Genomic DNA, 14,710 nt, shown 5'->3' with positions numbered 1-14,710 from the left:
TTAAACACTTTGTTGATGATTACGGCGACGAGTACGAGCTGCTTGTTGGCGTTGGGCACGATTTTGCAGCTTGTCAGAAGACGGTTGGCTGTTCTGGTTTGAATCCAAATACTTTGCTAAAGAGCCAATTGTTGAATACTGAAATAGCTTCACAGCAGGTAGCTCAATACCAAATTCTTGTTTTACTCGCGCAGCAACTTGCAGAATTGAGATTGAAGTTGCTCCCAAATCAAAGAAATTATCATCAATCCCAACGCGATCAATTTTGAGCAGTTCGGATAAAATACCTGCAAGCAGACGTTCTAAATCTGTTTGTGGAGCAATGTACGCTTGTTCCAGTTGCGGACGTTCTCTACTTGGTGCTGGCAATTTATGTCTATCTACTTTGCCATTTGCAGTCAAAGGCAGTGACTCTAACATCACAAATGCTGATGGCATCATGTAGTTAGGTAGTCGCTGTTGTAAGAAACCACGTAATTTATTGTGCGTATCTCCACTGTTATAGCGAGGAACAATATAAGCTGTCAACTGCTTTTCACCTGCTTCATCCTGACGAGCTAAAACGACAATTTCCCGAACGTCAGGATGTTGTGCAATTTCTCGCTCAATTTCCCCTAGTTCAATTCGGAAACCGCGAATTTTTACCTGATTGTCAATCCGACCTAAAAACTCAATATTTCCATCTGGAAGATAACGAGCTAAATCTCCCGTTTTGTAAAGGCGCGTTGCTAAATTGTGATCAAATGAGTGAGAAATGAATTTTTTGGCAGTTAGGTCAGGGCGGTTTAAATAGCCTCTAGCTAATCCATCACCACCAATATACAATTCACCAGCTTCTCCAATTGATACTGATTGGAGGTTGTTATCTAATATATAAACTTGGGTGTTAGCAATTGGGCGACCGATAGGAATCGAAACACCTGGTTGTAGTGGTGATGTTATAGGATAGCAGCAGGTAAAAGTTGTATTCTCAGTTGGTCCATAACCATTAATTAGTTGACAGTTCTCTACTGTTTGAAGAAATTTCTGTACATGGGGAACAGATAAGACATCACCACCTGCTAAAAGTTGACGTAAGGATTTTAAAGCATCTATTTTTTCATCTACTATCAGGTGGAATAAACCAGCTGTCAGCCAAAGAGTAGTAACTTGGTATTGCTGAATAATCTGCCCTAATTCTTCTAAAGATGGTGTATTAGGAGGATAGATTACTAGTTGCCCACCATTAAGTAAGCAACCCCAAATTTCAAAAGTGGAAGCATCGAAGGAAATAGGAGCAAGTTGCAGAATTACTTCTTCAGGCGTGAGTTGAGCATAATTAGTTTCTTTGACTAACCTAACTACACCACGATGGATAACGCTAACACCTTTGGGTGTACCTGTAGAACCTGATGTATACATGACATAAGCCAAGTTATCAGCAGTGACACTAGTGCTTAGGTTATCTTTTTTATTTTGGGCAATTGTATTCCAATCTGCGTTTAGGCAAATTACAAATGCTGTATGAGTAGGTAATTTGGCAACTAGTTCTTTTTGAGTTAATAGTACAGATACCTGGGTATCTGACAGCATGAAAGCTAAACGTTCTTGTGGATACCCTGGATCTAATGGTACATAAGCTCCACCTGCTTTAAGGATAGCTAAGAGTGCTACAACCATTTCTAAGGAGCGCTCTATGCAGATTCCTACAAGAGTTTCTGTTCCTATCCCTAGTGATTGTAGATGTTTTGCTAGTTGATTAGCACGACTATTCAAATCTCTATAGGTGAGATGCTGGTTATTAAAAATTAGTGCTACAGCATCAGGTGTTTTCTCTACTTGTGCTTCAAACAATTGATGAATACACGCTTGTTGAGGATAATCAGTTTGAGTATGATTCCACTCTATTAGTAGGTTTTTTTCAGATTCTTTCAAAATAGTTAATGTTAAATTCTCTCGTTCTAAGTTGTTTTCTGATAATGAATTTTGACCATGAGTCAACAGTAATTCATTTTTATTTTGAGCCAATGAATTAGTTATTAGTTTCATTTTTAACTTAAAGCAAAATTACTGATATTAATGAATAATCAAGAATGGAATGTATTTAAATTTAAGATTATCTTGTTATTTCCTTATTTAGAGAAACAGATAAAATAAAAAATGTGAAAGTATTTTTACATATTTTAATGTTAGTATTTTCACATATAGTTTATGATTACATTGTTAGGTTTTAAATTATATTAAAAGACTAATTTGACAAAAAATTATACCCCAATCCTACAATATTTGTGTGAAAGGGCATTAACTCTAAGATTTAGTTCTCTCATTCTGACCTATTTCCTCCAAATCGTAGTTATTTTCAATACATCTTCATTGAAAATTAAAACTTTAGAGATGTTTGCAATGGGAATATTAACTGTACGTAGGCTTATTTTGAGAGAACAAAAAGAATTCATACCTTGAGGAACAAGGAATACTGCGATTTTAGCAACTGATAAGTAATGTGACCCCTTTGAGGTAGGTTGGACTCCAGCGAAACGAGAATAGGGTGGGCATTACAATGCCCACCCCACAATAACGAACTATTTACTGTAGTCTACTAATTGAAAACCGCTGTTTCAACTGATAGTTATTTATGCCAAGCTGCACTAGGCGAACAGACTAAGCCACAACACTAGCAGAGAAAACGAAGTCATTTGCAGTCAGCCTAGTTGAGGTAATTTGTAGTAATGAAGCCAACTCTGTATTTCCTGTTTTTATGATAGTGTCAGCACCCTGTTGCAATAGGGTTAGGGCACTAAACTGAGTGACGCCAATCCCACCGAGCCCGATTTTATCAATACCGATCGCAAAATCAGTCACAATGTTCTTGCTAGTTGGAAGACTGGCGTTAGCAATCCAGAATTGGTCAGCACCAGCACCACCACTGAGGCGATTATCACCCTGTTGACTAGCAAATAGCACATCATCACCATCGCCACCAAACAGGAAATCATTCACACTGGAGAAGAGTTTGTCATCACCGGAACCACCGTAGAGACGGTTATTATTACCTTGACTCTTGAGAGTGTCGTTACCTGAACCGCCAAAGGAAAATTGACGCGAACCTTCAACAACTGTCAAAGTATCATTACCTGCTGCCCCAAGTAAATTATTAGTACCATTGGCTTCCACTACGGTAATTTCATCATTACCAGCACCACCATCAGCATTAATCTGGTTAGCAGGGCCATTTGCGCCAATTAAGACTTGATCGTTATCGTCGCCTGTGGACACCGAGGAGTCACTACCGACTACCACAGTGTCTTCACCATTCCCTGTCACAATTGTGTTAGCTTTACTACCCTCTATAAAATCTGCTCCGTCACCTGTAAATAAGGTTTGATTTGGCTGAACGGTAATATCATTGCTGCTAGTAGAGCCAAAATTAATTTTTTCAGCTTGAGGTTGACCTAAACCAGGAGCAAGGTTAAGGGGCTTTTCCAACTTCAGCAGTAGAATTTCATTGTTGTCTATTACTGGATGCTGAGGATCATTGCCAGGACGACCTGTAGAGAAGGGATAGTTATTGTCATTAGCTACCAAAATGGTATTTTTGTCAACAACCAGAACATTTTCAATGGTTTGGAAGGGGAAGTCGAAGGTAGTCTTACCATCCCCATTCAGATCGTTGGGGTCTTGGATGTTTAACAAGTCTGCAACTTCTTCTTTAGCAACATAGCCATAAGAATCTGTTTTAGACAAGTCTATTTTGTAGATTCTCTTAAATTTAGCCGCATCCCCTTGATTGTTATCTCGTTCAATGACTAGGTACTCATTATCATTAATGACTGCTAAATCCCCAATGGAATTTGACGGGTTATCCAATCTGTAGTAACGTAAGTGATCGCTGTATTTATGGCTAGCAAGGTCAAATTCGTTAATCCGCAAAGCACCAGGAGTATCGCCTTGGACTGTCCCTTCTAGCATCATATAGAGCTTGGTTTTGCTGGCGTTGATTGCTCCACCTTCAAAACCTTTGGAGCTAGCCAAATTAGCAAAGGCATCACCTGAAAGTACATCAGGGTTTTGTGGCGATCGCACTACATTATACTGAGGATCGTCTCTGAGTTTATCGCGTACTTCATCTGCGATATCTGGGAAATCTGAGAAGAGTGCATCTACACCTAATTGGTAAAATTGCTGGATTTCTAGCTCTAGCTTGCCTTTATAATCTGCTGCTAAATATTGATCTTCCGCCCGGAAGGTGTAAGGATGAACCTGTAACCCTGCATTGTGAGCATCTTGAATTAGGGTAGAGGGAGGTAATGTTGTCTTATCAGCATCATTGACTGCTCCATCCCCATTCACATCATCGGCTTTGCCATCACCATTAGCATCAGTACCTTTGACGCTAACAATCATCCGCTTCCAAGGGCCAATGCCATCAGCATAAGTGGCAACTTCAGCCAAACCTTCTGGATTTCGCAAGTCACCATAGGTGCGAGTGTCACCACTGACTTTCAAATCATAAGGCTGACTTTCAATAATTTTACCGTTGATGTCAATATCACTGGCATCTAGAAGTTGGATCAGTGGAATATCTACCCCTGCCGCAGGCATAATGCGATCATGCAGTTCTTTAAGGTTACTCACTTCAAAGGACTGGATAAAAATCCGACTGGGGTCAGTAAAGTTATTTGCTTTGAGCGTATCAATGAGTAACTGACTGATGTTTCTGTGTATTTTGTCTGTAGTGCCTACATAGGTGGCTTCATCAGCAAAATAGGTTGGATGTTTAGTTTCCGGGTAAATGCCAATCTTTTTACCTGTCTTGGCTTCCACATCCTTAACCAAATTGATGATTTCCGTGAAGGTAGGAATCTCAAATTGATCGTCAAATGAATGATCCCGGAAAGGTAGACGTTCTTCTGCTCTTAGAGTCTTGATTTCAGCTAAGGTGAAGTCTTCAGCAAACCAACCTGTAATTGTGTTTCCATCTAAGCTTACTGTTTTTTTGCGATCGGCAAACTCTGGATGTTTGTAAACATCTGTGGTTGTATTGTTGAAATTAACAGTACCATCAGCATTCAAAACTGCTAAAGCTGGCTCATGGCGAGCAATTAGCACACCATCTTTTGTCACAACCAAGTCAGGCTCAATAAAGTCAGCGCCGCGCTCAATTGCTTGCTTGTAAGACTCTAAGGTGTGTTCTGGACGATAGCCGCTTGCACCTCTGTGACCAATAACTTTAGGTGCTTCTCCATTTAATGTTTTGAATTGGTCGGCTGTAGCAATGGGAGCCTCTAATAACTTACCAGTGGCATCAAAATGCAGTAAGTAGGGGCCAAACTCGTCTCCAATCCAGATTGTCCCATCTTTATCAAAAACGAATGATTCTACATCAAAGTCTGCACCAGTTAGTAATCTGTCATTAGTTCCTTCGTTAACAATTCCAAAAAGAACTTTGTGGTTAGGGTCAGACAGTTGAATGTAGTCTAAAACTTTAACGCTGCCGTCTCCATTTTCTGTTCCCTTAAAATTTGGGTCTAGACGATTGATTCGCAGTAGAAAATCTGCACTATTATCTTTGCTACCGTAACCGTTATCTGACAGGAAGTACAAAGAGTTACTGTTAGCAAATTGGACACCGCTGAAGCCTTGTATTGGCTGTCCTGGGAAAGGCCCTGTTCTACCATTGGCTGAAACATCTTTACCAGAAGGTGGCCCATCACTAAAAGTATCAGCGGGTAAAGAGGCAAAACCGACTAATTCAATTGCCATAATTAGAATGTTTGTTGGTTGTTTGATTTGAGAGCGATCGCCAGCTAGACAAGTTCTCTAATTGCATTAACTCTACTGGGAAAAACCAATTATTTTTTCATACTATAAACCGGGATTACGGTTAAATGTCAGAGTTAGAAGAATATAGTTTGGTAAATATGTTCAGTCCTATTTTGTCGATAATATGAAAATCCATTTAAAAAAAACGTATTTTCTCAGAGTTATCGAAAGCTTGAGTAATGATAGTAGAATGTCAACTACTAATCTGTGTTAGTGAGTAAAAGTGTCAAACACTTAGATTCCAAATTTAAAGCTGTCGATAGTAGTTATGAGATAACTTAGCTAGCATTAAGGATATTTTCATTAAAAGATTAAGAAAAGAATAAATCAAACGGCAGAAACGATTAAAATATGTTTATCTTCAAAATCTATTTTTCTAAAATTTGATAAAAATAAATCAAAAAATAATACAGCATTTTGCATCTAAATAAAGTACATCTTTACCCCTCCCTAACCCTGCCCTTGTAAAGGGGCAGGGCTGTTTCATTCCCTAAAAGATGTAAAATGACAATTGGGGACTAACTGACTGTATTAGCTTTGCGGTGATGACACAGGAGGGGATTACTCAAGCTTTGACATCTGACCGTCATTTCAGCAAACGGGATTTACCAAACTGTTGTAAATCAAAGAATACTGGGATTTAGACAAGGTTCGTGTAGGGGCAATTCATGAATTGCCCCTACAATACGTTAACTTTTCTACGTAGATAAGTTAGCCGCTAGTTATTCCGGCGCGTTCTGTCGTAAAATCAGCGACGGGGAATCAAACATCATAAAAATACTGGGCAAGCTCTCACTTGTTCTTTGTTGTTAACAGAACAGACAGCTATTTTCAGTTAATTCAACTACAGATTTTCGTAGGGACACGGCAATGTTCCTTAACTTGTGGTTTATTGAAGTGAAAAACGCTGTAATACCTAGCCGAGACTATTGTCACCAATAGGACTATTCACTCCTTGAGTACCCAATTGACATAGGGTAACGATACACGATACATCATGATTCAACCGTTAAATTTTTAAAGATGAAAAATTTCTTTAATTGCAGGTTTCACCAGTATAAAGAGGGGTGGATATGGATTTTAGCTTAATTGTATCCAACTTTTTGAATCCGCCAATTCTGTTTTTCTTTTTAGGCATGACTGCTGTTTTTGTCAAGTCTGATCTAGAAATTCCCCCACCAGTGCCCAAACTCCTTTCGTTGTATTTGCTGTTTGCCATTGGTTTTAAAGGAGGGGTAGAACTAATCAAAAGCGGGCTGAATCAGGAAGTAGTTCTAACACTCCTGGCAGCAATGATCATGGCTTGTTTTGTTCCAATTTACACCTTTTTTATCCTGAAGTTGAAACTGGATACTTACGATGCTGCGGCGATCGCTGCAACCTACGGTTCTATCAGTGCCGTCACTTTCATCACTGCTGGCGCTTTTCTGAGTGAGCTTGGGATTCAGTATGATGGCTACATGGTAGCAGCTCTTGCCCTGATGGAATCCCCGGCGATCATTGTTGGTTTGATCTTGGTGAATATATTCACCGCCGATGAAAAGCGAGAGTTTGCTTGGTCGGAAGTTTTGCAAGAAGCATTTCTTAATAGTTCAGTTTTTCTCCTAGTCGGTAGCCTCTTGATCGGCGTCTTGACAGGAGAACACGGTTGGCACGTATTAGAACCTTTTACTCAAGGGTTGTTTTATGGCATTCTCACCTTCTTTTTACTGGATATGGGACTGGTCGCTGCTAGAAGAATTAAAGACTTGCAAAAAACCGGAGTTTTCCTGATTTCATTTGCCATACTAATTCCAATACTCAATGCAGGCATTGGGTTGGTGATTGCCAAATTCATCGGTATGCCTCAGGGAAATTCGCTGTTATTCGCTGTATTGTGTGCCAGTGCTTCTTACATTGCTGTCCCAGCGGCGATGCGGATGACTGTTCCAGAGGCAAATCCCAGCCTGTATGTTTCTACCGCTCTAGCAGTCACATTCCCGTTCAATATTATTGTGGGAATTCCGTTATATCTCTACGGAATTAACCTATTTTGGAGGTAAGAATATGCACGTAGTTAAAAAGATAGAAATTATCGCCAACTCCTTTGAGCTTGCCAAAATTTTAGATAATTTAGACAAGTCTGGTGTACATAACCATGCCGTAATCCGAAATGTTGTTGGTAAAGGATTACGAGGAACGACAGAAGATTTAGACATGACCATGCTTGATAATGTTTACATCCTCGCGTTTTGTATGCCAGAAGAACTCAAGCGTGTTGTCGAAAATATCAAACCACTCCTGAATAAGTTCGGAGGTACTTGCTACGTTTCCGATGTGATGGAGATTCGTTCTGTCAGATGTGTCGCGTCAATGTAAGAGAGTGATAAATTCAATGAAGCATTTCATGGAACGTCGTGACTTTTTGAAGTTGGGAATGACCGGGGCTTTTGGGATGATGCTATCTGCTAGCGATTTACTATGGCAGGTAGAACAGGCTAAAGCTGCCGAAATCCCCTCAACTTCTCCTGAATCCCTCACTCCCGATGCCGCATTGCAAAAGCTGATAGAGGGAAATCAGCGATTTATCGATCATCAACCGCAATACCCCGATCAATCTGCGCTGCGGTTGCAGGAAGTTGCTCAAGCTCAACATCCATTTGCAACTATTCTTAGTTGTGCGGATTCACGAGTACCCGCAGAAATTGTTTTCGATCAGGGTATTGGGGACATTTTTGATGTTCGGATTGCCGGAAATATTGCTACACATGAAGCGATCGGTAGTATTGAATATGCAGTTGTCTTATTAGGTTCTCCACTGCTGATGGTGATGGGTCATGAGCGTTGTGGCGCTGTTACCGCAGCTGTCCAAAACGAATCGTTACTCGGTGATATTAGTACTTTTGTGAAGGCAATTAAGCCAGCAGTAGAAAAGGTCAAGGGTCAGTCGGGTGATGCAGTTGAAAACGCTGTACTGGCAAATGTGCAATATCAAATTGAACGATTGAAGCACTCAAAGCTTTTAACTGAGCAGGTGGAGTCAGGCAAATTGAAAATTGTCGGGGGTCGTTACGATTTAGATACAGGTAGGGTGACTATTATTACTTAATTTTGCAGAGGATTCCCAGATGAGGGGGAGTAGGGGGGCAGGGGAGCAGGGGAGAAGTTGTAGTAAGTCTTTCCCCTCTGCCCCTCTGCCCAATGCCCTCAATCCTGCACAGTCATTGGCAGACGAATAGTGAAAGTAGAGCCAATTCCTGGCTGACTTTTGACAATAATTTCACCACCCATCATCTGGCAAAAGTGGCGGCTAATTGCTAACCCCAGTCCTGTACCTCCATACTTTTTCGTCGTTGAGGTATCACCTTGGGTAAAAGGTTGAAATAACTGCTGCTGTTGATGGTTAGACATACCGATACCTGTGTCAGTAACGGTGAAAATAATGCTGCCCAAAGGAGCCTCTGGTCGAAATTCATCCTTTTCTCTGTTGACTGTCAGAGTTATCTTGCCGTTTGTAGTGAATTTACTGGCGTTGCTGAGTAAGTTTAACAATACCTGCCGCATCCTAGTCTGATCGGCGTACATGGTGCCAAGTTGCTCATCAAAATTTACTTCTAAAACATTGGCATTTTTTTCGATAGCTGGTTTGACTGTGAGAACAACGTTATGAATTAGCGTCGCAATCTCGAATGTCTCAGGATACAAGGTCATTTTCCCCGCTTCAATTTTTGACAAGTCGAGGATTTCGTTAATCAAGTGCAGTAGATGCTTACCAGCAGCGTTAATTGTTTCTAAGTCGGTGATAAAGTCTGGCGATAAACCAAGATCGGTAGCGTCGTCTTCTAGAAGTTGGCTTAAGCCAATGACAGCATTTAACGGTGTGCGTAATTCGTGGCTAACATTGGCCAAAAATACGCTTTTTGCCTTGCTAGCAGCTTCGGCTAATTCTTTAGCTTGTTGTAGTTGTTTTGTTCGCTCAGATACTCGCTCAATTAGACGATTTAGAGATTTGGCAAGTAGGCCAATTTCATCTTCAGTGGTGACGGGCGCTCGCAAGTCGAAATTATGTTTCCTTGCAACTTGTTCGGCTACTTGGGTTACAGTGATAACTGGTTCAGCGATCGCCCGACTGGTACGCCAAGCTACAATAGCTGCGATCGCTACCGAAACCAGCATACTCAAGATCACGATGAATCGCTCAACTATTCTCGCCTGCTCAACGGCTTTTTGCCTTTCTTGCTCTTGCTCTTGGGCAGTTTGCAGGATGTTAGCCAAGCTTTGAGAAAGCTGGTCTAGCTGCATGGCTGTTTCACCACGCATTATTGTTAATAACTGCGATCGGGCAGAGGAAATCTTCTGAGGTTGTACTTTTGCCGAGTCAATTTTCTGTAAGACGACCTCGATTTGTTCAACGTAGGCTTTTAAATTAGTCTTATAATCCAGCAATAACGTCTGTAAAGTCGAACTTGTTGCTGCTAGTCTTTTAGGTTTACTATCGAGAAATCCACCAATTTTTGACTCTAGTTGCTTGGCTTTTTCAACATTCTTCAGAAAATCAGCTTTTTTGCTTTGCAGTTGTTGTGAATTTTCTAAGACAGCAACTAGGTTAGAACTATGTAATTGCGCTCCTACTACTGCATCTCTATAATTACTCAATAGTTGTCCTTGTTCATAAGCTTGATTGAATTGTCTAACTTCCCTTCCCCGGTAGTAACTAGCAATCACTAACCCAGTCAATGAGCCAAAAAAGCCAATTCCGATAGCTACAAAGTACCCATAGCCAATTTTTTGATGGATACGCCAAGAACTAGCTTTGAGTTTTCCTCGTGAAGGAAATTCTATAGTTGGGAGTTCGTCTGTCGATGGCTCTTCGGCTGACACTTTTTTGCTTTCTGAACTGCTGTAGATAGGGGTTGGCTTTTGAGTTGGCATTTCTCAAACCTCCTTGCCTTCCCGCAAAAATAATCAAATTAGTCTAGATTGTCAAAATACTTTAATTTAGTTATTAACATCTACATTATCTTCTTTTATCGCAAGAGCAAATCATTGCTTGCTAAATAATTAGCATCACCTTAGATTATATAAGTAAATTTTATAACTAATTTATTAAGTATAATTACTAAAGTTAATAGAAATTCACTTTTTTTAAGATCAATGATATAGTTTCCTGCACTAAAGACCCGCCTGAGAGCATCTTCTCCTTACCACCTACTTTCTTCAATATGCGGTTGATAGCAAGCAATAAGTTCTTGCGATCGCCTACGCCACTACTCTACCTTACTGCTTCTCTATAAAATTAATACAATCAGGAAAAAAAACAAAAGGTTTGATACTTGTTGCAGATGGGGCATTGGGCATGGAGAATAGACAAGGTAGACAAAGAAGAGGGGGGAGACAAAGGAGAGACTGTTCAATAATTCCCTTTTGTCCCCTTGTCGCCTTGTCTCCCCTGCTCCTCTGCCCCTCTGCTCCTTGCTCCCCCTCATCCCAGGCGCATATATCATAAAATAGGTTAAAAGTCTAGTCCATGTTAACACACAAAAATTTTTATTACGTATTAATATCAATACGAATGCCTTAATTGACGAACGCGGCTTAAGATAACTTTAATATCGAATAAAATCGGCTTCTAGGCTTATATAAATTAGAGGGAGACTGATTTTTGCATGATTTGTACTTATTTAGTACGATTATGAGCAAATGACAAGGAATGGGATAATCACAACCTGAGAATTCCAGTTGATTCCAAAAATAGAACTCAGGAAGTTGATTATAATACATCCTGCTGCCTTCTGAGTTCTATCCTCCTACTGACTGACTGTCTACCTTGTAGTTGATGCAGTAGATAGTACGGGGCAACTATGGTTATAAGACACTAAAATCTTTTTGTGCCTTTCACCAAATTGTACTGATGCACAAGTACATTACCTAATCAACAACCTTTTGGTTGTAATTATCCAGGATTAGAAAAACTCAACTATCAAATTAATAGGAGTGAAAATGCCAGAACAAGAATTTACCGAAACCGCATCTAAAGATACTACAGTGGCAGAGATCAATAGCCAAACGGGAACCATCACCAAACTCCAGCCTCCCGCACAGTCTCAAGATGAATGGCTAAAATACGGGGAGCAAATTTCTACCTTTTTAGCAACATTACCAGATTATCTGGGAAGCTTCTTTAATCAATATAAGCAACCCCTAGTAACAGTTGGTTTAATTTTAGGATCAATTGTTGCCGTTAAAGTACTCTTGGCAATATTAGATGCTTTGAATGATATCCCCTTGGTAGCACCTACTTTTGAGTTGATCGGTATTGGTTACTCTGCCTGGTTTGTTTATCGCTATTTACTCAAAGCCTCAACCAGGAAAGAGTTAACTAGTGAAATCACCACTCTTAAATCACAAGTTGTCGGTAAACAAATTCCAGAAGCTTAATATCTAATTATCGCTTCTCAATGAGACGCTACGCGTAGCTTGCTGTGTAGAAGTAGGCTCTAATTCTAAATCACCGAAGACTGGACGCTGGAAATCGGCGTTCAGTCTTCTCCTAAAATTCCTGACGAAATTTTTAACAATTTGTAATATCAAGATTACACCTATAACGCTAGTACCCGTAGAAGTCGCTTCCTGCGATCCTTGGTTTAATTACGAATTAGTAATTATTGTTGAGGCGAACCTCCGGTGGGCAATTTAACTTTTGGGTTCGGTTTTGGAGTCTGTGGAAGTTCTGGAGATATTTTGGGCGATATCTGCGGCGGGCTACGCCTACTCACTATATTAGGAGATGTAATTGCCTCCAATTTGCCTCGTTTAACTAAAGCTTGATGAATCATTGCCGCCACTTCTGCCCGACTAGCTACTTTGTTGGGATCGAGGACTTGGGGATTTGGATAGTTAACTACCAGACCATTGGTTGTAGCAGCAGCTATTTTGCCGATAGCATAAGGTGGAATATCTTTAGCATCTTTATAGACACTAATAATCTGATTTGGGGAAGTGGGTGCTTTCAAATTCAACCCACTAACAAGGGCAACTAAAACTTGCACTCGTGAAATATTTTGTTGTGGTTTGAAGGTTTTTTTCGGGTAGCCTTTGAGAAATCCGGCACTGATGGCTTGGTCAATTGCTGGAGTTGCCCAGAATTTTGTTGGTACATCTTGAAATGCGATCGCAGTCTTAGACGGTTCTTGGTCAAAAGCTTTTTCTAGTATGGCAGCAAATTCAGCGCGGTTTACAGGCTGATTTGGTCTAAAAGAATAATCAGGAAACCCTTTGAGAATCCCACGAGCAGAAAGAACGTCTATAAAACGCCGACTCCAAAAGTTATTGGGCACATCGTTAAATGCAATGGGCGGCGGAATGATTGATTTTGGTTTTGCCGGAGTTACTAAAGGCAACGCTGATGATTTAATTGATGACTCAAGTTCTGTTGGAGAGGATACAGGTGTTTGTGGTTGTGGGGATTGAGTTGGAATTACCAAAATAGATGGTAACATTGCGCGGTCAGGAGTTGCGCTGTTAGTTGGGAATGAACGTGTTGTGGGTTCAACAACAGCTTCAGGTGGAGAAGAGGGCAAAACGTTGTTGGGGACTGCATAAGGTTCTACCTTGGCAGTAGGAGAGGGCAATACTTGATTTGGTTGAACACTAGGAGATGGAGTGGAGGAAGGCAACAGCAGCCCGTTTAAGTTCCAACTAGAATCCTTGCGAGACAATGACCAAAAAAGAATCGCTCCGATAGTAGCGAAGGCAACTAGAATGGCTATAAATTCATCAAAGCCAAGGGCAGTTTTTTGAGATGACTCCGGTTCGGAAGGAGGTCTATTTGTCATCGTGATTACCCTGGTAGCAGTAAAAATTTGTGTCTAAACAAATTAAGCCACAGATGACTCTTTTACACCAGCCCTTTTTTAATTCGTAATGACGCTCCTGCGTCGCTAACGCTGCGCTAACGTAATTCGTAATTTGTAGTACGGTATTAGGTTTCTGGTTCAACGCGGAGCGATCGCAATTGGGCAGCTAGGCGATCGGCTCTTTGAGATTCTTGTTCGGCTCTTTGACGTTCCTGTTCTGCTCTTTGGGATTCCTGTTCTGCTCTTTGGGATTCCTGTTCGGCTCTTTCATCGCCATTCAACAACAAATTACCTTGTAAATCCCACCAACGCAGCCAGGGTAATTCCACATTCTGATAAACTCCTTGCCATAAACCTAATTCAACTTCTAACAGTCCTATGGGATAATGTCCTCGTTCATTTGCTGATAAAACGTGATACTGTCCTTCAATCAGATGATAAACTTCTAGGCTGGCTTTACTCGCTTCATAAATGCCGTAGAAGGGAGGACGAATGACTTGCTCATAAATCCAAAATTTCCCCTTCAAAGGAGTTTTATCCCGTTCTTCACTACCGTCCCCAGAGACAAATTCTAAGACAATCAACGGGGCAATAAACTCTCGCCACATCACATAAGAACGTCGCGTTTGCCCATTGAGCAAAAATGGTACATTCGGTACATAAAACCAATCTGATGCTTCTGCGCCTTTTTCAGGGGGATCGGTCAACCGCCAGTAAATGCCTAAATCTTGCCCTATACAGTATTCACCTTCAGGATTTAATTGCTTGAGGATGGGTGTAATAGAGTCAGTTAGTAGGAGGCTTTGGGGATGCTCTTGCCAATTTTTCACGAACGTACCATTAGACTCAGGAAGTTGAGTATGATCCGGGAAAGGGAAAGGAGCGAGGGCATTGGGTGGATCGGTTACAGAGGTCATAACGCTACCTTTGCACTCTTCGTAAAGGTTATTTTTAGTTTAGCTTGCGTAGGCGTAGCCCGTCGTAGACATCGCTTTCTCAATATTCTCCACCCAGATTATAAATTGCACGCCAATTAGTTCCAGTCGCCTGAGAAAGATTTTTAGCTTGACAGA

Annotated in this window: 9 protein-coding genes; 4 read left to right on the top strand and 5 right to left on the bottom strand. The window is 40.8% G+C overall.

What is annotated here, in order from left to right; translation table 11 throughout:
- Together RMY63_RS10360 and RMY63_RS10355 are read right to left on the bottom strand one after the other, a co-directional pair.
- On the bottom strand, positions 1 to 2,028 hold the full coding sequence (locus tag RMY63_RS10360) for a non-ribosomal peptide synthetase (RefSeq protein ID WP_322728607.1): 2,028 nt from the start codon (positions 2,026 to 2,028) through the stop codon (positions 1 to 3).
- Between the two features lie 612 nt (positions 2,029 to 2,640).
- Complete coding sequence (locus RMY63_RS10355; RefSeq protein WP_416212502.1) at positions 2,641 to 5,742, bottom strand: esterase-like activity of phytase family protein; 3,102 nt, start codon at positions 5,740 to 5,742, stop codon at positions 2,641 to 2,643.
- Positions 5,743 to 6,875: 1,133 nt separating this feature from the next.
- Here RMY63_RS10355 and RMY63_RS10350 point away from each other — a divergent pair.
- The 3 genes from RMY63_RS10350 to RMY63_RS10340 are packed head-to-tail and all read left to right on the top strand — an operon-like array spanning position 6,876 to position 8,890.
- Entirely contained in the window at positions 6,876 to 7,844 is a 969-nt protein-coding gene (locus RMY63_RS10350; protein ID WP_322728606.1) for a sodium-dependent bicarbonate transport family permease, read from the top strand.
- Positions 7,845 to 7,848: 4 nt separating this feature from the next.
- A complete protein-coding gene (locus RMY63_RS10345; RefSeq protein WP_322728605.1) occupies positions 7,849 to 8,160 on the top strand; it encodes a P-II family nitrogen regulator in 312 nt (103 codons plus the stop codon).
- 28 nt (positions 8,161 to 8,188) lie between these two features.
- Positions 8,189 to 8,890: a carbonic anhydrase gene (locus tag RMY63_RS10340; protein ID WP_322728642.1), complete on the top strand. Its 702-nt coding sequence runs from the start codon at positions 8,189 to 8,191 to the stop codon at positions 8,888 to 8,890.
- A gap of 98 nt (positions 8,891 to 8,988) precedes the next feature.
- On the opposite strand, the gene RMY63_RS10335 is transcribed toward RMY63_RS10340, so the two are convergent.
- A complete protein-coding gene (locus RMY63_RS10335) occupies positions 8,989 to 10,713 on the bottom strand; it encodes a sensor histidine kinase (RefSeq protein WP_322728604.1) in 1,725 nt (574 codons plus the stop codon).
- Positions 10,714 to 11,781: 1,068 nt separating this feature from the next.
- Here RMY63_RS10335 and RMY63_RS10330 point away from each other — a divergent pair.
- Positions 11,782 to 12,219, top strand: a complete 438-nt coding sequence (locus RMY63_RS10330) for a CAAD domain-containing protein (protein WP_322728603.1) — start codon at positions 11,782 to 11,784, stop codon at positions 12,217 to 12,219.
- Between the two features lie 224 nt (positions 12,220 to 12,443).
- Here RMY63_RS10330 and RMY63_RS10325 read toward each other — a convergent pair whose 3' ends face one another.
- Complete coding sequence (locus RMY63_RS10325) at positions 12,444 to 13,616, bottom strand: S-layer homology domain-containing protein (RefSeq protein WP_322728602.1); 1,173 nt, start codon at positions 13,614 to 13,616, stop codon at positions 12,444 to 12,446.
- Positions 13,617 to 13,762: 146 nt separating this feature from the next.
- Complete coding sequence (locus tag RMY63_RS10320) at positions 13,763 to 14,554, bottom strand: Uma2 family endonuclease (RefSeq protein ID WP_322728601.1); 792 nt, start codon at positions 14,552 to 14,554, stop codon at positions 13,763 to 13,765.
- Positions 14,555 to 14,710 lie beyond the last annotated feature (156 nt).

The sequence above is a fragment of the Nostoc sp. ChiQUE01b genome (genome assembly GCF_034531255.1).
In the GTDB taxonomy this organism is placed as follows: Bacteria; Cyanobacteriota; Cyanobacteriia; order Cyanobacteriales; family Nostocaceae; genus Nostoc.
Note: the sequence above shows the minus strand (reverse complement) of the source record. Positions and strands in the feature narration are given on the sequence as shown.